Below are 26,345 nucleotides of genomic sequence, written 5' to 3'. Positions count from 1 at the left end.
TTATTGTTTTAAGAGATCAATACTAAATTCATTTGAGGATATGACTCTATATCCAGCTCGTTCAAAAATCTGCTTAGAGTCGTCATCAACAGGATCTATTGCTATCTTATAATCATTTAACAGCATTCCTGCTGTAGCAATTACGATTCCATCCTTATCTAACAAGTCAACATCTCCTTCATGACTAAAAGGAATATTATTGTCTAACAATTCGTCTATTATGGCTTCCATTCCTGGATATAACGCCTTAATATCATTCTTGCCTAATATATCTTCCATTATAGACATATCCGACTGTGACATGACTAAAGAACTCTCACCTATATGGTTGCTATTATTAAGGAATGCCAATACATGTGGTGACACAACTGGTAGATTCGTTAATGGAACATCCGTAATAATGAGCGTTGTAGTTCTTGAACGACTTGTTGCCACATTAAATCTTCGCTCTTCTAAAGCAAAACCGAGATGCCGCCCAGGAAGATATAAAATAGCATAATCTACAGTCATACCCTGAATTCTATCAATCGTTTCAACTGTCAAATCTTCGATTGCCGTATCTGTCAAGAATCTCTTTTGAAGTTGACGAACTGATTCCTTAAAAGGAGAGATAATGGCCAAAGAACGTGTGGGATAATAATGCTCTATCTGCCCAATTATATTGCTGATTATATCAATACAAGCATTTGAAAGTACTCCATTTGTGTAGTCTTTCGTGTAGTAATATAGGATACCACCTTCTTTAGGAAAAAATGTATCTGAGCAATCACTAAAGTCAACACAATCCTTTTGTACAGACCAGAAGCGATTTCCATAAAAAAGTGCAGTCAATTTTGCTGTAGCAGCTGGCAGACGGAATGTGGTTACTATTCTGTATGCCTTCACATCTGTGCCCAAAGCAAATGTCTGTAATCCTTCCACTTGCGTATTGACATTCCAAGATTTGTAGATGTTCTTTTGTGGACTTGCAATAATTGGTGGCAACTGCATTGGATCACCAACTATCAAACAATCTTTTGCTAAAGATTTAAATGCAATAATTGATGTAAGGAATGCCTGTGAAGCTTCTTCTATGACTACCAAATCATAAGTCGGAGTTCCATTTTCTTCAATATGTTTTTTATCAAACGCATATGATAAAACATAATTTGTTGAACAAAGAAGTTCGCCAGAAGGAATAGCTAAAGAACTGGTTGCAGGCTTAATTCCAGGCACAGCATTTCTTTCGTCAGCAGATAAATTTGTCTTTGACACTCGACGGTGCTTAACAAAAACCTCCAATGGGTCCTGTTTAATCAACTCAATGAGTCCTTTGTTGGCCATTGTGGTAGCACATACTGTTTTACCCTCATTCAAATATTTTGCAACTATGGTAGCTATCGTGTAACTCTTACCTACTCCTGGAGGACCTTGCACTACACAACAATGCTCGTTTTTTAAGGTATCAGCAATAGTTTCGGCTATAGCATTCGGATGGTTTTCATCAAATGAGAGCTCTTCAGGAGTCCAGTCTTTATAATCAATTTTTGGTTCGATAAGCAACTCTGGAGAAGGAAACATCTCCATATAGTTGGACAAGTTGTTATAGTAGTTCACAGGTGGGAACGGCATGAAGAACAAGACTGTAAGAGACTTCCCTTCCTCGCATTTCCTTTTAAATAGGTCAAACAATGAAAGGCTAATTGAAGAACATCCCACATAGTCGTAATCAGGATTCCCTCTTTTTGTATAATACAAAGGCAACACTTCCGAATTCGGAGAATGATATTGGGTATTCTTCATGAAGTCGAGGAAAGTAATCTGCCATGAGGAAGTAGGTCGTCCAAGTTCTGCCCATGCATTTTTAGAAATAATAGTCAGAGAACGAAGAACTTTTAGACGTGGTGCTTTGTTCTTGGGGAACTTGAATACAACATGACCTCTTGCCTCATCAACATGGTCAACATACCCGAAAGTCAACTCCTCTTTTTTAACGAGCTGACTAATAGGCGACTTAACCAATGTTTTCTGTTCCTGTTCTATCTCTCTGACCTGATCGCCAAAAAAATACTGATAGTTCTGTATTATTCTATTCTCCATAATCATCATCATTTATTTCTGTTTGGCTGAAATCATTATTCTCAATATCAGAGAACAAAGAATTATATGATTCATTGTATGATAAGCGTATCAAAGTATAAGCAGAACCTTTATCCATTAGTACTTCAGAGTAAAGTTTGTTAACTGCTTCTACCTTTTCCGAGCCAGTAAGTTTAATGACGATAGCATCTTCTGCAATCCAATTAAGAAGATCCGTTTTGGTGCGGATATAAATGAATTCATTAACTTTCGAACCAACAAATACACAAATTACGCATCGATCATCAGTAACCATATTCCAAATGGAAGGAGATACGTACAGTATACCTCCTCTTGCACTACACCTGTGTACATATTTTCCGTTTGTTAATTCGTAGTCTTGGTCTTCTTTATTATTTCGAATAAAGTCTTCCATAGATATTGAGTCCACAGGAGTATATCCTTCATCCTTCAAACTATTCCAGAATCTAAGTTGTGCAAGATAGTTCTCTGTTACTATTTCCTCTGCAGAAAGACCTTCTCCTAAGATTTTATTCAGAGCTTCATATTCATCGCCTTGCATATCCTTAGTCGTAAATGTCTTGGTCGATGATTGATACTTAAGTCGCTGGATTTCTTCCTTAGTAGGAGTTTTCGGCTTGAAGCTATTTCTTAAACGTTGAGAATTAGAAGTACTTTGGCGAGAAGAGTCGGATCCAAACTCTTTCCTTTCACTTCTTGCACTCTCAGAATTGACTCTTTCTGTTGATTTATTATTCTCAGTTGTTCTGTCTTCAGAAGTATTTCTGTCATCTCCACTTTTTCGTGGTTCGTTACTATCTGAAGCATTGTTGGTGGGCTGTGAGGAACCTGCTGAACTACTTGTTTCGCTAATAGAAGTAGTATCTGTAGATTCCGTATGTTGAGAATTAGTATGGGTAGAGCCCGTCTGATTCTCTCCTAATTCAGAATTGCTCTGTGATTCTGGCTCAAAACTCTCTTCTTGTTGCTCTTCTTGTTGGACGTTCTTTAACTCATCCTCATAATACTTACCCGCAGCAACATCTTCAACTTCAATTTCTTCTTCAATATCTATATTTTCCTCTGGCTTAATATCCAGAAGGTCAATAATATCACTCCAATATACTTTTATCACAGATACGAACTCTTCATCTTGATAAAGGTCTTTGCAATTTTGATTTAGATAAACGGCAACCTTTCTGCCATTAAAGTTATTATCAAGTTTACCTTTGCACTCGCGATAATCCAGATCCATATCCAGATATGCGCACAACTTACTAACAAAAGACTCGTATACTTTCTTGTCTTGCCAACTATCTACATAGTAGAACGTTTTATTATTTGGATCAAAATAAAAGTCTTCATTATCTATCGATAAGTCTTTATAACCATAGCTTATCGATTCACATAACATGAATTTTACATCTTGCAATTTTTGCTTCATTTTACTGAACAAATCAGACCAGTCATATCTGTATCTATATGCGATAACCAACAGCAGACGTTTTGTGATTTCTTTCGAAACTGTTAAGGTCTGACCACCATCTGGTGTTGTAACAGGTTTGGGAACAAGATCATCGTCAGAGAACACAGGTATTTTAAGCTGTTCACATACTTCTAGTTCTTTACCACTTGGGAAATATGACAAATCAATAACCCTAGGCGATGAGTTAAACACATATGCTTGCTTACACTTGTTTGGATCAATAGCGAATAATTCAGATACATGAGAAGGACCTCCCTGACCATTGAGCCATCTAGCATTATCATGAGTGATATAGGTATTTATCCAAGTCTCTTTATCTTCAGAATTGTCATCAAGAAGCCATTGTAATGCATAAATCCTATTTGTATTTTTAGGCTTGGAATTAATCAGGAAATGTATGATATCACCTAAAGACAACCTATCCATACACTGCTTACACAGTTCATCTAACGGTTCTGTAAACTGCATCTTCTGGTCAATTATCTTCTCTTTGTAATTGGGGATGTACTTCATGTAATCTGCTAAGGTAGAAGAGTACAATTCACATGCTTTTTTCATCTCTCCACTTTCAGATGGAATACATTCAACATCATTAAACTTTCCTTCTTTAACCAAAGCATTAATGGCAGAAATAATAGTTATATCTTTTGAACCAACATATTTACACCAGAAGTAAATCGAGAAATTCTTGTTCGTTAAGTATTTTATATCATTTTCTTTAAAACGATCTTGGCAGCCAATTGAACGCAAGACTCTGGAGCATTCATTGGCCTTGCCCAACTTTAAATATTCATCATTGACAAACGTCTTAGTTATTCCGAATCTCTCAAAATCACATTTACACTCGTATCTGGAACCCAAATACAATTCTTCTGATTTAGTTAATTTCCACTCTCGATCAAACAACTTTATCTTATTCCTTTCAAAATATTCTGTATATCCAAATAATTCTTTTATAAAAGAAAAATGTATATCTTTAAAATCATCATAAGATAAAGTGTCTTGCAGAATCAAAAAATGATTAACCTTAGCATTCTGCCACTGTTGTAGTTCTGCTATCTTCTTTGTTTTGGCTTCTTCTGCAATCTTAGTAATGAGGTTCTTTACATTTTCATCTTCATAATAATCACGAGAAATTTCTCCGTCTAATTTAACCATTTTGAATGGTTCCTTTGTAGAGTAGTTATCAACCGTTATTCTAAGGGCATTTGCAATTGAAACATATACCCCAGCAGTCGTTGTTTCTACTTTAAGTTGAATCAACTTTGGAACCAGTTCTTTAAACTTCTCAGGATCTGCTAGTTCTTTGCTGTATTGGTCAACTAAAACCCATGGGAACCTCTTGTCTTGCAAGGTGGGGAGGTCATTCATTATGATGCTATAGATAACGTCTTTAACATCATCTTTCACACCAAGGTTTTTAAAAAAACGCCTCCAATCCTCAATACTATCATTATTTCTAATATAAGATGAGCTGACAAAGTTCGTCTTTCCATGACTTCTAGCAAAATCTTCAATTTGAGCTTGCCCCATATAGGAATTGGACATATAAACCTCTGCCTTACTCAAAGAAACAATCTTCTGATTCTCTTCTTTATTATTAGCATCTCTTGTTGTAAATAATATAATAGGAAGATTCTTCAACCTACCGATTTTTGATTGCGAACTGATACCTGCATCAAACAACCAGGTCCAGAATGATATGTTCAGCTTAGTAATTTGAAGTGATTGACTGATGGTTTCTGAATTTTGTTCTATCCACTGACATAGAATATCGTCATCCAATATTACGCATCCCATAACATCTTTCCAGTAAGGGAGACTTTCTTCATTAACAAATGAAGAATCTAATGCATTTATCTCTGGCAAGAGACATGCAGAACATTGTTTCTTAACGCTATATTTATCTTCTCCTAATAGATAAGAACCATATCCTATTTCCAACCTACGCTTCTTCTCCTTGCCAAATACATAAACAGGAGAGCCTTTTAAGAGTGCCTTATCTATATCATTCAATAAGGTATATTTCTTTGACATAAACATATGGAAGCTTCTACATTTCTCTTCAGTATCTAAGGCTATATTATAACCTGTAGAAGAAACTTCGGTTGGTATTGATTCTGGTATATCTTGATTTATAATTACATCCTCAAAAAAAGCCGCGAATTTTTGTGGCTCATATTTTTTGAAACCGAACAAATCAAATAGTGACGTTATATTACTAATTGTGTCATATTGAGGTGATAAGATTGTGATAAGCCCACTGGTCACCCAACTGCTTTTGCAAATATCAGATAATTCTTTATCAAAATAATAAAGATTTGTGTGATTTGTAATATCTGTTATAAACTTACCTTCGACATCCATTACAGGAAGAACATTGAATACTTCGAAGTCTTTACTATTGTCTGTCCATTGGAATTTAGCTAAAAAAGCCCAAAATGATAGATTTAAATTAGAATCAGATGCTATATTATTGCTAATTTCACCTACATGGTTCTTTGCTATATTTTTGAATCTTACATCATTCATGTCTGAAAGACCAAAATATTTCTTAAGGAAAGCATCAAATTCTTTTGACTCTGCTTGTTTTTTTGACAAGCAATATTTATCTGAAATAAAATAAAACCATTTTTTGTCAAACCATCTATAATCTGAATATTCCTTTTTGACGGCCACAAAAGCACTTTCATCTGATGCTTCAAGATATTTTTGTTCTTTGTTTCCGTTGATAAAGAATAAGCCATATTTAGTAAAACGTTTGAAGTTAACTGTTTTTTCTTCTCCGTTGGTAATTTCTATTCCTTGAATATCATCTTTATGAGTAAATAGATATTCAATAAAGTTTATATTGACGTCTATGTCACTATTAGTAGCATTAACAATTTCTTCTATATGTGCATCTGACAAGACAATTTCGTTAATAATTACAGCATCTGTGAAAGTTTTAACGCCAAAATGACTACTAAAATATTTCCTTGTTGTTTCAGAATACTTATCCGACAAGAAAGATATACTAATGGTATTGAGCCATTGAGATGAACAAACATCATGACCATTAGATGATGGAAGGAATATATACTTGTCCTTAAAATTGTCTACAACTTTATCATTTTCATCAAAGAATGGCAGGTCTTGATAACTAGAACTAAATTTCACATTTGCCGCCATAAAATTGTAGAAATGAACAGAAGTGCCTATATTCTTCAGTTTATTCTTTGTGGCTTCTATATTATCCTTCGACAGAAGGACATCATTGATAAAACTTGTGCAATTGAATTCCGCAAAAGCACCTTTTATAGCTTCGTCCCATGATGTATCATTCTTAAAGAATGCTCTTGTTGCTAAAGACAAATAGTTGAATTTATCTGCAAATGGATTAATATCTTCAAGATATTTATCAATGTCACAGTAAAGTTCTTTAGCACTATGCAACTCTCCACTTCCTTCTGCAATAAAAATCTTTTCATCAAGAAAATCTACGAGTTTATCCTTCTTAAGAAGGAACGAGAGGAATTTATTATTGTTCTCTTGGTTACCAATCCATTTTTGGAAATCTTGATTCGAACATATATTTTTCAATTCGTCAAAATCCCATATATTCTCTTCACATTCTAACTGCTTTAAATACCTTCGCAAGAATGATTTGAATTCCCTATCGGTTCTAAGTATATTGATTGGCAAAGAGCCAGTAAGTCCAGTAAACTTAGTGAATTCAGTATCAGACATTATTCCTGCCGACATCAGACCTGTCTCATCTAAGATTGTATCACAAACCTTTGCATAGTTATCTACAGCAATAGGGATAATAGGGTCCACTTTAATCTTGGAATCAAATCCGGTCCTGAATCTTTCAATTAACCCCTTATATTTACCATGCTCTTTAATGCATGTTTCGAAAACAGGCATAAGACTAAATATGGAATTAAGCTTATATTTTTTTAATTCACATAAGCCTTTTATCCAATCAAAGAATTTTTTTCCAGCAATCTCCGAAATCTCAGCATTAATATTAATCTGGTCATCAAACTCTATTAAGATGTCATCTCGTGCACCGTTAGGTATCATGTCTGTGTTCATTAAGAACTTAAATCCCCAAGATGCTTTAGTCGGTAAATAACAATATAGATTTGTATCTTCAACTTGCTTGAGGTTTACACCATCAACTTCACAAGCAAAAGACACTTTTGTCTTTGTAAAATCATAATATTTGGTTGGAATCTTAAGTGTTCCATTATCCTCTTGTTTATCTATATCAGAGTTAATTGATTCCGTTACTGCTGGAGGAACGTTATCTTGATAATGATTAACCTGCCAATGATCATTGTCACAGTTACAAGTTATATCAGCCTCAGATGTCCCATTGTAAAATACTTTTACGGACGAAAGATTAGGAATAAACAGTATTACTCTTTCATTTTTAAAGACTTCCTTAAACATCTGAACGTAGTTCTGCCCATCGCCACGAAGGGTGTCTTGTTTTATTGGGCGCAATGCAAATTTTACACGAAAATGCTTATCCGCATTTGTAAAGACATACTTTTCAGATGGAGTCAACTCGTTATAATTTGTCCATATTGGAAGAATCTGCCATGGAGTGTCCACAATATCCCTTGATTCTTCTCTATCAAAACGGAAAGAAAAGTCACCTGTTTGCAAATAAACGTAATTATTGTCAAGGAATACTGTTTTAAAACCTATTCCTTTATAACCAATAGTTTCCTTATTATCAGTCTTTTCTTTATCATTGATACTACATATAGCAGCTATATTACGTTCATTGAAAACCGCTCCAGAATGCATAAAGACAAGGGAATCACGTGTGATATGGAATTCAACATTTACTTTCTCGACTGATTCATTTACTTTATAAGGATAGTCATTGGCATTCTGTAACAGCTCGTAAATAAAGATTTCCTTTCCGCTAGCAGTCAACTGATTCTTAAGAGTATCAAGCATCTTAACTATCTTCTGACCAGCACCTGCAGGATATCCCATAATATCATCCTTGAGACGTTTAATTAATTCATAAGCAGAGATTTCCTTTATAGGTTTACTTTCATCAACCTTGAAATGATATATATATTCGTCTTTATTTGCTCCATTAAGTACCCATGAAAACTCATAGTATTTCCCGTCTTCAGGTTTCTTTGCTTTTGGATGATATACTATAGGCTGTTGGTCTTTTCCATTTTGAAGTATCAGTTTTGAAAAATCTGAGCGTCTAATATCTCGAATGGTGAAACTTCCATCTTTATTTTCTGTAAATAGACCTATAAATTGATTATTACGCAAACGAAGATTGCGTTTGAAAAAAGATTCCTCTGTTTTATCAAAGGATTTAACTTCTTTCACAACAACATTCTTTATGCGAACAATTTGAAGTTTATATGCGTGTTTATCACTCCTTAATAAAGTCAACATGACAAAACATGTAAACGCACAATGTCCTTCTTTGACATAATCATTATATTTTTGTGGAACATATAATGACTGAGGACAGAGACTATTATTTTCTCCATCAATTGTTATGTTTGTAATTTTACCACAAAACTTGTCTTTCAGCTCATTCGGGATATAATAATCAAATATTCCCATGAATTTGGCATCATAGAAAAACTTCTTAATGTCCTCATCAGTTGCCTTTAACAGGTCATGTTTACTATTATATTTTGCCATAGTTGCTTATATTATTCGTTAAATATCTTTTCAAAATGTGCCCAAGCGGTATAATAATCCTTATTCAGCAGATATTGTAATGGGATTCTTCTAACAACTCTACAAGTTTCTGACCAAGTTCAATATAGTCTAAGCCATAATTGCTATCACCAAAGTCTACTGTAATCTTCTCATCTTCAGTCTTCTCAACGATAAGATTTGGATACTTCGTCGTAATAGTCGGAAGTAAATCTTTGCTGCATTCTATTAGCCACTTGCCGTGCTTGAATTGTATGGCAGCAGCACATTTCTTTATTGATATAGGATGACAACCATGCTCATCAAGGTAATACTTTTCATCGTTCGCAAGTACATTCTTCAATAGGAATGTCATCATCATCCATTCAAGATTACCATCGCTGTGCTGAGAACTGTTAAGAAGAATAAGGTCGAGAGGATATTTAGAAAAGTCATCCCAAACACCTATTCCGTAGCGAGTCCATTGATGAGTGGACTGCTCCGGATATTTTGCTATATAGTATTTCCAATCTCTTATATCAAATTGCTTGCACAACTCACCTGGTGCCAAGAATTCTGATGGGAGTGGCATCTTCTCCAAGATTTTCAATATGCTATCTTGATTATGCCTTTGTGCATATTTGATATAGAAATCACTCAGTTCCGTTGTCTTGGTTATAAAGTAACGGCGTTTGTCGTTCTTGTCCATGTAAGCGTCATACTGCATGTATTCAATGTCATTGTCAAGCAATGCAGTACGTATCTGATGGAAATAGTTAAGATAGTCGTTAGAGTAGATCGTTTCAAACTTCTTAAGAAGTTTAAAGAGTTTTGTCGTGTCAAGTGGCGCAACAGGCCTCATTCCCTCCAAGCCTTCTATTTCCATACAATAGTCCATAAACAGAGACAATGAGCACTGAAGTATCTGGTGATTCTCATACCTAAGAAGCTTCTTATAATCTTCCGGATAGAGGTAGTTTTGCTTAGCAAACTCCTCATTCCATACGTTTTGTATGAAGCCGAGTTTGTGTACATTGCCGTCGATATTCAATCCCACCTCCTTATCATAGTATGTGTCTATACCATTGTGATCAACAACATACTTCACCTCTACAAGGAAACTTGCAAGTTTGTCAGTACGGGCATCGACGGCCCGAACATTAGCAGTCATAAGGTTACGGATTATTCTAAGACAACGCTTCATGGAGTCCTCATCAGTGCCCTTCTTGTATAGTAAATACATCGAGTAAAAATATACCACTTCAGGTACAGACAGTTCTCCCAGCATGGCAAGTTCGAAAACAGAACTATGTTTCTGCTTCCAAAAAAGTCTTATCAAATTATCGTCTCCTACGGTATTCTCGCTAAAGTAGAAAAATTTATACCAAAGGTCATTGAATCCAATATTCTTGTGTATAGAATAAAGGGTTTCAAACATATCTATAACACTGGTAATGCCTTCTGTGTCTTTGAATATGCTGTTGATGTTCTGCTCTCCCAAACCACTATCACCAAGAGCACGACGATAGTACTCAACACGGAAAATGTTATGAAACAGCATGGAATATTTCGTGTCTGCATCATTTGTGATATCCAACGGTTGGCGTTTATCGTTAACAGTCTTATCAGTATAATCCCAAACTATGTCAATCCATTTTGTGTCCATGTCTTTTGAGAAATCATCCTTTAATTTCTCATCGACCTTCTTAATAGCAGCAATCATGTCGGATTTGAATATCTCAAACGTAGTAAGCTTTTTACCGCGGGCATTCATTTTGATGAAGAGATCATCCGTAAGTCCAAAGTTGTCAAGTGACAACTTATAGAACTCAATGTTACGCCTCTCCATGAGACGTTTCCACAAACATGGTTTAAGAGATAATGCACCAAGTTCAGCACATTTCTTCTCTATTTTATCTAGAACGTTGAGCATAGACATGATAGTTGGGTCACTATCATATGTGCTCAGGTATAATGCATCGTCAACGATAAGATCCTTGATGTTATTATTCTCGGGCTTGTAGTTCTTGGTTAGGTTAGGACGTATGTTTCTAATAAGGTTTGTACAGAACTCTGTTGCAGACTGGCGAGTTTCATACCTGAACTTTGTCAGTATCTCTACCTCTTTCTGGTCAATAGGATTTCCCTCCTCATCACCAAGTAAAGAAGCATAGAAATGAAGCAAGAAAAGAGTTGTGAGTCGTTGCTGGCCATCAAGAGGTATAAGGCCAGCCTTCTTGTCGCTTTTATGGACATAGGTCCCGCCATAGACAAAGTCAAGGATATTGTTGGAATCATCTCTAATTGCTTCTATGATGCTGATGAGCATACCGTCAAGTACTTCCTGTACCTTTTCTTCTTGTCTGCCGTAGGCGTAGTCGCGCTGTACCTTCGGAATTATTATGCTCTTCTCCTCGTTAAGTAACTGACGGAATGTTTTCAATTGTCCTATATTATCGTTAGCCATTTGTTACCTCCTTTTCTTTTGCTGCATTTTCTACTTTCTCCATCGCTTTCTTATCCTCTTCCTCTGGTTCTTTTGCAGATAAGACATCTTTTAGAACTTCTTCGATGTTTGCCTGGTAATTTTGTCTGTCAATTTCACTCCAGTAGAAAGACTGCTGAACACTGAAATCTTCCTTATCCTTGTTGTAGTACTTCAAGAACACAAGACGTGTGCAATATGGAATATACTCTCCACCTGCATCTTTCTCCATAATGAGTTGACGCTTAACCTCAAACACAGAGTTGCTGATTGACGTATTGACGCTTCCACTCAGTAATGCCATGTTTGATATGGTATGTATCTCAGGAGAGCCACCTTCAGCTAATGCCATCTTGTTGTAATAGTCGTTCACGCTGTCGAAGCACCTTGTAAAAGTGTCGAACACGTAAGTATTGCTTCTTACTTTCTTCTTGTTCTCTCCCAATATCTGGATAATAGAACGTGGGTCGTATAGGTTCCCCTCTCCAAATCTTGTTTTGAGACGTTCAAGAGCTTCTGTATTCAAATCTATCCACTCTTCCCACTTCGCCTTATCGGTACGATCTATGCGCTCGGAGTTCTGAGCATGAATGTGTTCCAAAGTCCATTTCTCTTTCTTGTACAACTCAAATGGGAAGTTGTCTTGTGTGGTCGCTAAACGCGTGGACTCCACGTTATAGAAGAAAAGAATACGGTTTAGTGCTGATTTCTGTTTGTCGTCATCGTAACTGTATGTGTAAATATTATCTTTCACGTTTAACATCATATTGGTTTTGATGAGCCAATTGATGTTTTTGTCAAAACGTGTCTTCGTCTGCTTCGTTGACATATCGAGCAGGTCGTGGAGTATGCTAGATCCCTTCTCAGCTATAAGATAGCCAATTTTATGGTAGTAGTCGCGTTTCTGATACCATGACAACAAAGTATCAAAGTTGCTTTCCACCTTAACCCACAAATCCCACAGGCCTTTAACGTCTTTGTGTTTCGTAACCATATCGTCAAATCGCAGATAGGTATAGAGTTCATCTTTTTCCTTCTTGCTCTTTTGAGAGATAAGGTCAAACAGATACTCAATACGGCAACTATAGCCTTCGTCTGATGCGTCATCCTTGACAAATGCCCAGAAGTTTGACTGACGCAGTTGCTTTTCTATAATGTCCCATTGTTCTACAATGTGAGATTGCTTGCGGGCTTGTTCTCTTTCTTTGACGATGCCCTGCACCTCTTCAGGATAACCGTCTATTAAAGACTCGTCGCACTCATATTCCGCAGAGTCAGAGAGGAACATGGCGCGGATAAGTTCGGCGTTATTGAGAGCCACTTTTTTGTCGTTTAGACGCTTGAAAGTAGAGTTTGGATCACTATTATCACGCAATTCATACCATATCACCTGAACAGACTTCTTACCCACTAAACCTTTTTGTTGGGTGAAATATTGTAAGAAGATACCTGTGAAGTAGTCAAGTCCTACTCCTTGCGCCTCATTTTCTTTCAACCATGCCAAGACACACTTAGCAGCTTGAAGAATGTGCCAGCTATCTATATCAAGACTTTGTTCGTTCTCTACGGTGATGCCATATTCGTCCTCGTCATAGTCATAGATGAATTTGTCAAATATGTCATCAAGTGTAGGACGAGTCTTATACTTTATGGTAAACTTATATTTGAAGCGCCCTTGGATGTTCTTAAACAACGCAAGGATTATGCGTATTGTAGTGAGACGCTGCTGACCATCAATAACCTCATACCAACGGTTTTCGTCTGTATCAGAATGGAGATTATAAGTGACCTTTTCATCTTCGTCGAGTTCTTTTACTACTATTGGTTGGAGACAATAGAAATCCCCTTTTCCCCTATCATCAAAGAAGTAGCAAAGGTCATTCATAAGTTGTTCCACCTGTCGTGTACCCCAGCGATAACCTCTTTGATAGTCTGGTATAAAGAAATTTTTGCCAAATAAATCGGGTATGGCCTTCAAACTTAACTCGTTTATTATATTATTTTGTTCCATTCTTTTTATGTCAAGGGGTAACTATCTTCTATTTGTTAAATACTTTTTCGAAATGTGCCCAGGCGATACGGTAGTCAGCAATACGATCACAACGGGTATAGGGAGCTACGAAGGTTTGTTGCTGACCTCCGTAGAGTTCGCTCTTTGCCGGGTCAATGGTGTGAGTATGAGTGGGCGCAGTTCCTGCATATGTATTTTCATCTATCTGTTCACCACGAATATCCTCCCATCCTAGCATACCAGTCTTGGTGTTGCGCTTACGATCGAGTCCTACACCTGTAAGTCCTTTCGAACATGTGAAGACAATATTGCCCTCGGCATCATACCATGTATCGTTCTCGTTCTGCTGTAGTACGGGGAACTGGATGGTATAAATCATCTCCAAATCCTGAAGACTCAATCCGAGAGCCATAGCAACTATAACATCAATCTCAACCAAAGCCTGACGGCGTTCAAAGTAATTACGCAGTGGAATGTTCCAAGACCACTCTCTTTGAAGCGTATTGAAGGGTTTCAAGCGAGGGTCACCTATGCTCCATGTCTGATTACAGAAATCTTCACGCCAAACTTCACTCCAGAGATTAGAATAGTGTTTTGTCAAACAGTTAAGTAAAAGAGTTCGTGAGTAAAGAGCTGATTGATATCGTTTTGAGATACCAACAGGGAAAAATTGTAGTCTTCTTGGGTTCAAGTTTTGCATCGCAATAATCTTAACATAGAAGTCCATTACGATTGAGGAACAAAGGCCAGCCATATCCACGGTGTTATCTCCACTGCGGAAAGCAGCGGAGATAACACCGTTGATATGTGCGGTTTTGCTACGCAAAACCGCACATATCAACGATCGTTCGCCTTCTATACTTAACATGGCACGGAAACCAATTTTATAATAATCCATCCAACTCTCATACAGAGGTTGACCATCGGAATCTTGACCTGCAATGAAACCTTTAATAAGCGTTTTATAGCGGTCAATGGGAATTAATGGGATATAATTAGTTCTGGGTACATAGCTTTCTGATATTTGTTTTAAATCGACACTGTCGTACGATCTATTTGTCTCACAAACCATTTGAGGAGTCTGGTACACAGGATTTGACACATGAAAATGAGGTCCACTATATATGAAACTATATTGGTCATTTTCTGTAAAGCATGTTTGCCTCTTTGTTATACCATCACGTTGAGCACCACTTTCATCGAAACATGTAGTTACAATATTCAGAACATCTTTAACGTGAGAAGGATACTCTGAGATTTTTTCGATAACATTTATAATTAATTGTGAGTGCAAACTTATTAGTTTTGCGCAATCTGTAGTAGTGCCATCTTCAAAGGTGTTTGACAAAAGTGCTATTTCTTTATCTGTGAAATGAACTATTCTATCTCGATGTGGTTTGGTGTTCCATTTGCCATTCTCGTCTTTAATTCCACCACAAATTCCATGCCCGTCATGCGTTAGGCATCCGTCAATCGTACTTGGATGGTACAAATTATATATATTAATAAAATTGGCTGAATCTTGTAAACTACCAATAATGTGACAACCATATTTAGTGTGCCAATCTATTTCTGCAAAAAGAAGAAGAGCATTTACATACTGGAAATGATATCTTAATCTTTTATATAATACACGACGTAATGGCTGTCCCTTAGGGTCATCATATATCCCCTCTGGGCATAGCAATCCTACATAACCCATCGATGGTGAAGCCATTTCGATACAATTTGATAGTATACATTTATAGAGATTTGTTTTTTGTCCCTCAAGAAGAGGATAATTACATGTTGCATTAAGAAATGTTGTACTACAACATTGCTCATTTTGCTCGCTTATATACAATTTCTCCATTACAGGATTCGTTAGGAAATCCTCAATACGCTGGCGTATTACTGGTGAACTCACATTACGAATAGCTACTTCTGGATATTTATCGGAAATAACGTCCTTTTCATTAAACTCCAACTTTATCCAAGGTGGATTTCCACAGATAATGTCGAAACCATCACGCAGCCAGAACACCTCTATAAATTCCAACATTGGATGGAAGAAACGATAGCGTTTAGCAAGACGATCAGCAATTTGCAATCGCAAAGGATCCTCATTGGCAAAAAGAGTTGATAATCCATGAGATTCTGTTAGCAACTCTTCCTGAGTTTTCGTAACAATCTCAGATTCGTCCTCTGTCATACGTGTACCGTACTCGGGAGCATCCTCAGCAACCATACGAGAACCAGCATGCTCTAATGCCTGTCGAGTACGATCGTCAAGTTTGTCGTTATCAACATCAAGTAAAGCCTCTATGTCTGCCCAATACTCCTCACGAGTAGGCAGGTCGCTGGCATCATCATACTCCCAGAACCACAATGCACACCAATAGTCCATCGCTAGTTTCAGTTTGCGATAAGCATTGTCACGTCGATAACGCGTATCGAAAAGTTGCAGTTTTCTTGCATAAGATTCTGCCTGCTCTTCTTCCTTAAACATTGATTCTGTATCAGAATGGTCTATACCATCCCATATTTCTTTTCGATTGTTTGTATATTTATCGATTGAAATCTGATCAGTATAATACTCTTTGAGCAATACATCAATTTTCAAAGACAATCGCTGGAGTGTCTGGAAATCATATTCGGTAATGGGTTTCGTCCAATCCTTAAGGATAAGTGTCATGCGAGCAAACTCATTGGGATGAGCCTGTTTCTGTTCTCTGATGCTTCGCACACCAAGCATATTGGCATCAGGTAGAAGGAAATGATAGACATCATTAACAGAACGATTTACACGATTGCTGAAGAACTTTACCTTATGAGGGGCTTTCTCCCACCATTTGTTTGGCTTCAATGAGCGGCTCTGCCTTTCGGCAATACCTTTCACATCATCCTTGCTATACACTTTTAGCCAAGCGCCAATAACTGCATTTCCTACAGCCAGACGATTAGCGAAGAATGGAGTTTCCAGATCTTTATGGATAACGTTGAGCCAAAGCGACAACTTTCCAAGCTCAATAGCGGTAGGATTCAAGTCAACACCATAAACATTATGTGTGGCTATAAATGCTTTAACCTTTTGCAATTCGTCACGATACTTATCTGGTTGTATACGCCAATTCTTTAATCCTCGCTCACGCTACTGGCGCTGTTGGTGGGTAAGATAGGCATCTGCAAGCTGGTTGATTACCTCATTCTGGAAAGCTGCAGCACCCATGGCTGGCTCCAGTATTTTTAAATCAAGGAGTTCTGTCGCATTACGTTTGTTGGCTTTCACCTCATCGATGATAGCTTTCAACGTGTACTTTACTGTACTACGAGTAAGAACTTCTGGCGTATAGTAGCTGGCAGACTTCTGGCGATCACGACCATTCAGACGATATACAAATGTTCCCTCAGGAAGAATGATGGGTTCACCAGTTTCCTGATTACATAACACCTCCGAAATATCAAAATCGCCCATGCGGCTATATGGAACCAAGAATGTTCCATCTTGTGGATCATTGGCTTTATGAACCTCAATATAGTCTTCTTCGGCATAGAATCCACGATAAGCAAGCAGGCTCTCGTAAACACTACCCAACTGGTTAACGCCAAGGTTGGCATAGCTGATACGTCCGCAGTAATTTTTCTTTTTTGAAAGCGACAAGGCTTTGATAATCTCCTGCCATTTAATATTTCGTATACGTACGTCAGCTAAATGCTTTAGATTTTTGTTATTAAACAATGGAGAATCGATGGGACGAACACGGAAGCTCTTATAGTATCCAGATAAGGTTGCATTGTGGCCATCTGACAACAAATTGAACAGATGTCGAATACTATCGTCGAAGAAGAATCCGTCGCGGCTTTCCTGTGAGTTCAGGCGAACCATCTCCAAATCGCGAAGTGATTCAAGAGAGTAGCCATGCTTATATACCTCATCACCAATTGGAAGTATTTCAAGTTCCTCACGGCTCTCGGCATAGAAGAGGAAAAGCAAACGGTATATAATGGTAAGGCAATCATCCTTTACCTCAGCCTCAAACGAATCATCAGTATAGTCGCTAACAGGAACACTATTGTTTTGCTTCCACCAATACAATGCCTCGTTTGCTAATGTTTCAACAGCAAAGATTACACCTTCCTTCAAATCCTTGGTAACCTCGTAGGCATTCTTGTAGCTCTCCTCTATAATGGTGTCCATAAGCACCATCTCTCCATCTGCAGCCAGTGTCTGCTTGCTGACAAGCATGTGGAAAAGAGCATAGTAATTCTTGAAGGCAGGAATACGAGCCTGCGCAAACAGTTCATCGAGAGAAAATTGCAGGTAGCTACCCTTTGCCCATTTATCTTTATCGAAAAGGAATACCACATTACCTGCCATCATCAGAATGAAGTGTGGGCGACGCTCCTCTGGCAGTAGGAAAATCTGGGTAATTGCCTTATTTATAATGGCTGGAGATATCTTATATCCATCAGGAATATCAAAAACATATCGCCACTGACGAGCAGAATACTTCTGCTGCTTGGTATATCTATCTGGCTCACTCTCATACTGCTGTTCAAAAAGACCTGCAGGTTCTTGATCATTTAAGGCTATCAGATTCTGCATTTCCATTACAAACATCTTCACCTGCCGACCTTGGCGAAGAATATGGCGTACAGGAATCATCTCAATAGGATCAGAATCTTCAGTTACTACACAATGCTCTTGGTAAGCATGGTCAGTTTCATAACCAAGTATCTTCAATAGTTGAGTATTGAAGTCATGGGTCTTTTTGATGGCATCCTCTATTCGGGGATTATTATTGATGATAAAGTTCTTATACTCATCGTAGTCATGCTGGAGTCGAACAAATGGAGAACAAAGGGCTTTGACCTCATCATTTGACAGGCCTGCGCACTTTTGTACTTTATCCAAAAAATCCTCACCAAAATAACCCGAGGGGAAATAGTCACCTACGTTTTGTATGAAACGATATTTTATATTGTCAGCCATAAAATTGCTTATATTTATCTGTTAGAAATTATAAAAAACTGCCAGTAGGCGCATATATGGATCTGCCTTATCAAGTGAGAACATATCCTGATAGAACTGGCCCGACTCGTCGCGGATGGTATGAATCTCTTCAATCTGTTTATCACGATTGCGACGAGTTACAACTACACCTTCGTCTCCGAAAAGAGATAATTGGTTTTCTGCTTCATTAGCCCATTTGTTGAGTTTACTCTTATATTCGGTGAGCTGGGCTTCCATTTTTACAGCAACATCGAACTGCTTTTGCATCATATACATTTCGATACCATTCGAAATTGCACTTGGAAGGTTTTGCTGCAACAATTCAATATCAGACTCTTGGACACCTTGCAAATAACCTTCTGTGATATGGTACTTATTCAGGAACTCATCAAGAGAAGCAGGTTGCTCACGGATGGCTCCCTCCTTATCTATAGGAACTACAAAGAACTTGCTAACAAGCGTCTGCCCTAACCCATTTGCATGACTTCCATAGAACAAATAGTAGCTCATACCCACAGGCAAATGCTCGCCCTTAACTACGAATGCCTGGTTCTTAGGCACAGAAGCCGTAAACTTAGTTAGCAGATATTGAATGATGGGATGAAGATCATATAAAGGTAAGAACTTACTCCAACCTCCATCTTTGCTCTTTCGAGATGCTGCAATAGACTTATTCAATGTAGGCTTATCTGCACACAGACGGAAAATATTGTCAGATGGTACGGCTTCGCGAGGCATGTCGAACAATACATCGCTCAGTTCTGCATTGTTTTTCACCTCTACATATGGCACGTCACCCTCTTTCCAACTTACATCACCATGATGGATAGAACCAATAGCTTCCAACTCATTGAACAGGTCACGATAGAATGACTCGTCAGTCTGATACAAAGAAAGCTTTGGCTCAAATATCTTATCCGAAAGATGTTCTTTTGCGGGAGTTGTTGCCACAATATCAGGACGACGGAATCCTCCACGATGGCGACGAGTTGGCTGCAGGAAATCTTCATCACCTTTTTTCAAGGCCTCTGCAACTTCATCTTCCTCCTTCTTACTACTATAAAGCTCCATAACACTCATGGCATCGCCAAGTGTGTCGTGAACCTCTTGTTCCTTATCGCGCAGCTTATCAATAATGCGGAAATCTGTACGCAGGTCAGCATCCTGGCCCTGTGCAACTAGATAGTAAATAATAGGCGTTTGCTTCTGTCCATATCTGTCGATTCGACCATTTCGCTGTTCAAGGGTGATAAGACTCCAAGGGATATCATAGTTGAACATGATGTGGCAGAAGTAATGCAGGTTTACACCCTGAGAACCGGAATCGCTGGAAATGAATACACGTATCTTACTATCTTCCTTAGCGAAATCGTTAACCATCTCTTCCTGCTCAGTATCAGTAAGCGAGCCATCGAAACGTTTAACCTGGTCGTCATTAAGTCCGAACTCCTTCTTAATATTCTCTTCAAGAAACTTCATGGTTGCTATTCGCTCTGTGAAAATAACAACACGCTCTTTGGAATTCTTCTTCCATATCTCTTTAAGCTTCTCACTGAAAGCGACATAGCGTGTGTCAATACCAAGATTGATATTGCTGTTCACCAAATCAAGCAATTCCTTAATCTCTACGCTATCATCCTTTTTAATTCGCTCCTCCAGAGATGCCTTTGCTGCGTATGGTGAAGAAAGGTAGCTCTTGAAAAGTGATAAAGAATACAGTGGGTCTGTACCATCTTCATTATTAACAGAACGGAATTTGGTATGCTGCACCTTTAAGAACTTCTCTTCCTCAGGATGGAGATCGACAGGAATACTAATAACCTTACGGTCTTGGAACTGTCCACGAATCCTCTCATCCTCAATGTCCTTCTTAAATCTGCGCACATAATAAGGCTTTACATCCTCCTGGGTATATTCGCCATTACGGGGAATAGAAATAGGATCAAGCATTCGCATAAGATTTGCGAATGACTCTGCATTTCCATTGTGAGGAGTTGCTGAAGTGAGAATCATCGAGTCGCACTTCTGGGCAAGGAACTGGGCCAAATCGCCACGTAGGCTATCTTCGTTAGCAACTTTATGGCACTCATCTATAACAATAATGTCCCAATGAGTCTTTTCGAGCCAAGCACGGAAACGACCGTTATTCTTCAGCGTATCTATAGATATGATGGTCTTGTCATAATAGTCAAAGGGATTCTTGTTCATAGGAATCTCACTCTGAATCTTGGCAACACCAACACTATCAAGACGTACAAGAGGAATGGCAAAACGATTCCAGATTTCTTCCTGGAACTGGGCAAGAATACTCTTCAAAGCACAAACAAGAATACGTTTTCCACGACCTCGACGTATCATCTCGCTCAGGAAAATGCCAACCTCGATAGTCTTACCAAGACCTACGCCATCTGCAATAAGCAAACGAGGGCGAGGTAGTTCAAGTGCCTTCAAAGTAGGCTCCATCTGATAATCAGCAATATCATATGCACCACCTTGAGCCACAGTTATCTTATGGGAGAAGAAGGCATTACTTCTTATTGCCGTTTCAATAAGAAGGCGTGTCTTACGCCATCGCGGATCCTTATCTGCCACAAGCAGAGTGTTGGAAGGGCTGACAATCTCAATGTCAGTATCAATACTTGTATCAAAAATGAAATGATGATTCTTCACCAATTCACTTATACCTGTAGCATGTAAAAGATAAACATCATTTATATCTCGTTCAACGTTAGTGATGAGAAAATCCTCACCACGAACAGTAATTCTTTGTCCAGCTGCGTAACTTACATTCATAAAAATACAACACTAAAACCACAACTATCTATTGACATGCACCAACGAACTCAGTTCAACATCTAATAACTGAGCAATCTTGATTAATGTTTCAAGGGTTGGTTGACTGCTATTGGTACACCACTTTGAAACAGTTGCAGGATCCTTTCCCAACTGCTCAGCTAACCACTTGTTGGTTCTCTTCTTTTCAACCAACACAACTTTAATCCGATTAATGTCTTTATCCATAAGATAGCTCTTGGTTCGCTTTATTAATTATTTGTGGCAAAGATAATAAAAAAGAAGCACGAAACGAAACTTTTTCACCAAAAACTGATGAAAAAAAACGTTTTTATGGCATTATTTTCATTTTTATGTCGAATTTTGCTTTATTTGCCACAAATAAATGACTAGCAAACTGGTAATTTATCTGGGTCCATATCCATTATCGCCTGTTTTTGCTGTGAGGCCTGTTTTTTTAGAAGGACCATCTCTGCATGAATAATATCATGAACCAGGAAGAAATTGCTAAGCCTGATTTCAAGATATTTCTTCATATCAAGAATCATTGGGCGATAGAGGATGTTGGTAGAACAATATGCCCCTATGGCATGACTTTTCTCGTCAGTGAAATACACAGTTGTTATGTCACTCTCTGTATTTGCCTTATTTATAGATTGTTTTAATATGTCTACTTCTTCGGTATCATCTAAATCTGAAGCGCACAGAGCACAGAGCACAGTTTATTTGTGGAGAGGGTACAATTATGAGGATGATTACTACTATTATTAATTACTTTATATATAATATATATATTATATATAAAGTATATTTTTGATTTACATTTTTCGAGGTGCTCATGAGAAAACTGTGCTCTGTGCTCTGTGCTCATGTCAGCATACACACCTATTTTAACAATTCATTAACAGTTGATCTTTCATAGTATAACGAAATTTTCGTACCTTTGCATTGTCAAGATAAAGATGGAGATGACGCTCCCACACGAGGAAAAAGATTCTCCCACGTGCACTAAGAAAATCTACCACGCGAGGCCGCAAATCTACATCGGAGTTGAGACATTAAACATTAAAGATTAAACATTAAACATTTTTATTTACAAACAACAACACAAAAACAAAATTAGAATTATGGCATTGAAAGTTAAAGCACAGGAAAAGTTGCAGAAGATTGGCAAGTATGAGGGCACTTATCGCTACATCATGATGCCGGAGTTGTACACCTCACTCTCTCAGGACAAGGTGATTAAGGAGGCTGCCCTGCGCAGCGGAGTTAGCAAAGGCATTATGCAGGCCTGCTGGGATGCTGCTGGCGAGGTGATTAAGGCTTGGGCCACTGAGGGTCATTGGGTTGCGCTGCCAGGTTTGGGTACCATGCGATTTGGTATCCGCGCCAAGAGTGTGGCCAAGGTGGATGAGGTGAAGGCCGGACTGGTAACCAGTCGTCGCATCATCTTCACCCCAGCGGTGGATCTGAAGGAGGAGCTGGCAGGCACAGCCATCCAGATTACCTGCTACGACCGCGATGGTAAGGAGATTAAGCGTGTGACCTCGACAGACCCAGGTACGGTTGAGGATCCCGACGAGCCAAGCAATGGCGGTGGCAATACCGGTGGAAACACTGGTGGCAATACCGGTGGAAACACTGGTGGCAATACCGGTGGCGGCGGAAATCATAACGAGCCGATTGGAGACTAAGGGGTAAGGCTTGGGGCTTAGGCCCCAGCCTATCCATTAAACATGAAACATGAAACATGAAACATTAAGAGATTATGAGTAAGAAGGAAACATTAAAGTTCATCGTGCAGATGATTGCAAGTATCGCAACGGCGATAGTGACGGCACTGGGTGCCACCAGTTGCATGAGCGTGTAAAACAAAAAGTGACTAAAAAAGGGGAACAACATTTCTGTTGATTCCCTTTTTATTATTATCAAAAGAGTACTTATACCACAAACCACCCCGACAACTGCAAATAACAACGTTTCTCTGTGATGGTATCAGGCGACCACCAATTGGCCAATGACATTCTAAGGAGTGTACCTGCGGGAATTATTTCTATTGGTTCCTGAAAACCAACATAGTTGATAGCATGACTACCTCCAAACCAATATTTGGTTTTACCCAAAAATCCTGATTTGATAAGAGGTGCATTAGGTCGCCAGAAACAAACGCTGAACTGTGGTATATCCTCTGGAGAAATGTAGGTCGCAAAGGTTGAACGACGTAGTTTTCCTTCGAAAATACTTTCAATACCACCACAAGGAACATCAACTAACCTATCTATTTCAGTAATGAACTCCGTATTAGTCAATTGCCTAAGTTTCGCGTAATTGGGAAGAATTTCCTTATCTTCAACATGAGGGACTGGGCGACAATTTGCAGCAGTCCTATAGTCTATATCATACACTTCCCCAATTTGAAAAGGAGCCGATTCTATAAGGTTCTTTCCCCAATGATCATGTAATCTGACAAATTCCCCACTATGAAGATCCAAACCTCCACAACAAACTCCATTTTTCATTCGTGTTCGCGACACAATTAGCACTTCCATTGCTCTTTTAATTTATAGGTGAACAACTTCCAAGTTATATTTCTCTGATAATCTACTGGCTAATAATGACCTGTGACACGCATTGGGATTCGACTCCAAACAGAATAACACAATGTTCTGAGCTTTCATTGTTTCAAACGTAGCCATTAGCTCGTCCAAATTTTCTTTATCCAAAATTAATCTCTCATAGCCACAACAAAACGTATATCCCAATGCCTCACGTGATTTTTTTGTTTGATGCGCCACTTTGTCTTCAGCCCATTGCATTTCACGAATCTCTCTCGTTGGAGCGAATCTTTTTTCATACAAATAGCCTATACCTAGCCCAGAAAGTTTCTTTTGCAAATAACTACTATTAACGAAAGCATACTGACGGCCTCTAACACCCCTACGTTGCCTTATGTCACAGAAAAGATCGATCTTAGACCTTGTAAGTTTCCCAAAGAAATCTTCTTCAGTACTGCCATATACACCAATAGTATAGATTCTCATACCTCTTTATATACTTTTCTTGAAGTAAGATTAACGGACTCGCCGAAAAGATTGATAACACTTGCCCCCTTATTAACCTCATTTATTACATCAATTTGGCTCTTTAAAATTGGTTTACCATTATGATCGTGGCAAATGTGGTTAAGTATTATACCTTTTTCTCTTAGGGCCTCACCTATCAGCTTTGAGCGATGACACATTGAAGGATCACCTTCGCTACACATAACACAAGTTTTATAACCTTGTTCGTTAGCCTTTACAAGTCTATCTAAACCCTCTATAAAAAAAGGCATCTTCCTAATTTTACCATAGTCAACCTTACCATCAGTATAGCATTCTTTATTTTCGGGTAATCCGCCAATCACATCACCCATATAGCCGTACTTAATGTCGCCAGTTTCATTGATGGCGATTTTCAAAGGTTCTTTATTAAATTGCGTGTGATACTTGGAATAAGGCATAGAGCGTACATCAATCAAGTACTGTATGCCATACAGTCTTAATTCGCGAATAAGCTCCTCAATGGTCTTATTGCTGTGTCCTATAGAATACAAGAATGACGTGCTCATTTTGTTAATTATTACTTTTCAACTGCAAAAATAGCAAAAAAACACAAGAGTATAAAGAAATAAAGAAGAATTTATGTATTTTTGCACAAAAAAATAGTTATGGAGATTTTGAACTACAATCAGAAAATAGCAGTTATGCGTGTTCTGCAGGATATAATCCATGCAGACGGGCGCATTGATATAAGAGAAACGAACTTCTTTTATAAACTATTGGAAGAGCTAGATTTACCCAAAACTTCAAAAGACGAAATAAGTCAAAAATCATCACTTATAGCCCTGCTCGATATTAAGAATTTTACCGATGAACAGAAAAAGTATTTCGCAGCTATGATGGATAAGATGATCAAAGTAGACGAGGATATCAACGTCAATGAAGTGGCTATCTATGATGTTGTTATCGAATTTTGTGGCATCCCCATTCCATTTGTAGCATAATTATCAAGCAAAACTTGAGATATTAATTCGCATCGTTGTGAGAATCGTCAATGTTTGTCAAATCCAGCGTTGGCAGGTTTTTCTTCTCTCTTTCGGCCATGAGGGTCATTTCGGAATTAACCAAATCGTGTGCAAAGAAGAAGTTATTAAGACGGATATCGAGATAATCCTTTAGATTTGAATTACTATTTTTCGGTACCTTCTTGTTCTCTCAGCTTAGCCATCTCGTTACCCACAAAGCGATGGGCGCCAAAAAACTCGTTTAACTCCAAGCGCAAATAGTCGCCGATATCGGGAATCTGGGGAATGAAGAGAATGGTAGATTTGCTATGCACATCCACGGTCTTGGCCTCCTCGTCGATGGTATAAACCGTTGTAACGGTATTGTTAAGATTTGCACCATTGATAGCTTTCTTTAATCGTGCAAACTCTTCAACATCGTATAGTTCTACATGTCCCCAATGCGTATCGTATATCTGGATAAAACGCAAATTGTTTCGGGCTTCCACAAAGAAATGCTCGCCCTGATAGGCAAAGAAGATGCGATCATCGCCCTCTTCGTCTGCAAGCTCATACTGACACCCAATATTTGTGAGCGTCTCTAAAAACAAATCTCTGGTACCTTTCTCGTTCTCCATAAACTCTTTTTCTGCTTATAAATTGTTTCTGTTGCAAAGGTACAACACAATTTGTTATTATCCAAATTATATTGGAAAAGATTGCATATATAAAAAGAAATCAGCCAAGGAGTATTTCCTCGGCTGATTGGGTTTATAT

General features: G+C 38.2%; 16 protein-coding genes. 3 read left to right on the top strand and 13 right to left on the bottom strand.

Annotated elements, in window-relative coordinates; genetic code table 11:
- The 9 genes from BLR73_RS00990 to BLR73_RS00955 all read right to left on the bottom strand — a co-directional run bounded on the left by BLR73_RS00990 (position 1) and on the right by BLR73_RS00955 (position 22,242).
- Complete coding sequence (locus BLR73_RS00990) at positions 1–2,079, bottom strand: AAA domain-containing protein (protein WP_233456438.1); 2,079 nt, start codon at positions 2,077–2,079, stop codon at positions 1–3.
- A complete protein-coding gene (locus BLR73_RS00985) occupies positions 2,069–9,244 on the bottom strand; it encodes a sacsin N-terminal ATP-binding-like domain-containing protein (protein ID WP_091858049.1) in 7,176 nt (2,391 codons plus the stop codon). Before BLR73_RS00985 ends, BLR73_RS00990 begins: the two co-directional genes overlap by 11 nt.
- A gap of 64 nt (positions 9,245–9,308) precedes the next feature.
- Positions 9,309–11,708 carry a DUF262 domain-containing protein gene (locus tag BLR73_RS00980; RefSeq protein WP_091858045.1) on the bottom strand — a complete coding sequence of 800 codons (2,400 nt, stop codon included), beginning with the start codon at positions 11,706–11,708 and terminating at the stop codon, positions 9,309–9,311.
- Positions 11,701–13,737: a DUF262 domain-containing protein gene (locus BLR73_RS00975; RefSeq protein WP_091858042.1), complete on the bottom strand. Its 2,037-nt coding sequence runs from the start codon at positions 13,735–13,737 to the stop codon at positions 11,701–11,703. Before BLR73_RS00975 ends, BLR73_RS00980 begins: the two co-directional genes overlap by 8 nt.
- 28 nt (positions 13,738–13,765) lie before the next feature.
- Positions 13,766–16,813, bottom strand: a complete 3,048-nt coding sequence (locus tag BLR73_RS14505; RefSeq protein WP_233456439.1) for an Eco57I restriction-modification methylase domain-containing protein — start codon at positions 16,811–16,813, stop codon at positions 13,766–13,768.
- Between the two features lie 54 nt (positions 16,814–16,867).
- The gene (locus BLR73_RS14500; protein ID WP_233456440.1) at positions 16,868–18,709 is read right to left on the bottom strand and encodes a hypothetical protein; all 1,842 of its coding nucleotides are present in this window, start codon (positions 18,707–18,709) and stop codon (positions 16,868–16,870) included.
- A gap of 21 nt (positions 18,710–18,730) precedes the next feature.
- Positions 18,731–21,322, bottom strand: a complete 2,592-nt coding sequence (locus tag BLR73_RS00965) for a helicase-related protein (RefSeq protein ID WP_233456441.1) — start codon at positions 21,320–21,322, stop codon at positions 18,731–18,733.
- 225 nt (positions 21,323–21,547) lie between these two features.
- Positions 21,548–21,751, bottom strand: a complete 204-nt coding sequence (locus BLR73_RS00960) for a helix-turn-helix transcriptional regulator (RefSeq protein WP_033151079.1) — start codon at positions 21,749–21,751, stop codon at positions 21,548–21,550.
- A gap of 161 nt (positions 21,752–21,912) precedes the next feature.
- On the bottom strand, positions 21,913–22,242 hold the full coding sequence (locus BLR73_RS00955) for a hypothetical protein (protein WP_091858037.1): 330 nt from the start codon (positions 22,240–22,242) through the stop codon (positions 21,913–21,915).
- 408 nt (positions 22,243–22,650) lie between these two features.
- Between BLR73_RS00955 and BLR73_RS00950 the strand changes: the two genes are divergently transcribed.
- On the top strand, positions 22,651–23,217 hold the full coding sequence (locus tag BLR73_RS00950; RefSeq protein WP_091858035.1) for an HU family DNA-binding protein: 567 nt from the start codon (positions 22,651–22,653) through the stop codon (positions 23,215–23,217).
- 74 nt (positions 23,218–23,291) lie between these two features.
- Positions 23,292–23,393 (top strand): smalltalk protein, encoded by a 102-nt coding sequence (locus BLR73_RS14265; RefSeq protein WP_176763582.1) that lies wholly within the window; start codon positions 23,292–23,294, stop codon positions 23,391–23,393.
- Positions 23,394–23,463: 70 nt separating this feature from the next.
- On the opposite strand, the gene BLR73_RS00945 is transcribed toward BLR73_RS14265, so the two are convergent.
- The 3 genes from BLR73_RS00945 to BLR73_RS00935 are packed head-to-tail and all read right to left on the bottom strand — an operon-like array spanning position 23,464 to position 25,133.
- On the bottom strand, positions 23,464–24,042 hold the full coding sequence (locus BLR73_RS00945; RefSeq protein WP_143010852.1) for a dual OB domain-containing protein: 579 nt from the start codon (positions 24,040–24,042) through the stop codon (positions 23,464–23,466).
- A 42-nt stretch (positions 24,043–24,084) separates the two neighbouring features.
- The gene (locus BLR73_RS00940; RefSeq protein ID WP_091858028.1) at positions 24,085–24,564 is read right to left on the bottom strand and encodes a DUF488 domain-containing protein; all 480 of its coding nucleotides are present in this window, start codon (positions 24,562–24,564) and stop codon (positions 24,085–24,087) included.
- Entirely contained in the window at positions 24,561–25,133 is a 573-nt protein-coding gene (locus tag BLR73_RS00935) for a DUF488 domain-containing protein (protein ID WP_091858025.1), read from the bottom strand. The genes BLR73_RS00940 and BLR73_RS00935 overlap by 4 nt, the downstream gene beginning before the upstream one ends.
- Before the next feature lie 99 nt (positions 25,134–25,232).
- Here BLR73_RS00935 and BLR73_RS00930 point away from each other — a divergent pair, with 99 nt between their 5' ends.
- A complete protein-coding gene (locus tag BLR73_RS00930; protein WP_091858022.1) occupies positions 25,233–25,568 on the top strand; it encodes a hypothetical protein in 336 nt (111 codons plus the stop codon).
- 185 nt (positions 25,569–25,753) lie between these two features.
- Here BLR73_RS00930 and BLR73_RS00925 read toward each other — a convergent pair whose 3' ends face one another.
- The gene (locus BLR73_RS00925; protein ID WP_091858019.1) at positions 25,754–26,206 is read right to left on the bottom strand and encodes a hypothetical protein; all 453 of its coding nucleotides are present in this window, start codon (positions 26,204–26,206) and stop codon (positions 25,754–25,756) included.
- Positions 26,207–26,345 lie beyond the last annotated feature (139 nt).

The organism is Prevotella sp. khp1 (genome assembly GCF_900102205.1).
GTDB lineage: Bacteria > Bacteroidota > Bacteroidia > Bacteroidales > Bacteroidaceae > Prevotella > Prevotella ruminicola.
Note: the sequence above shows the minus strand (reverse complement) of the source record. Positions and strands in the feature narration are given on the sequence as shown.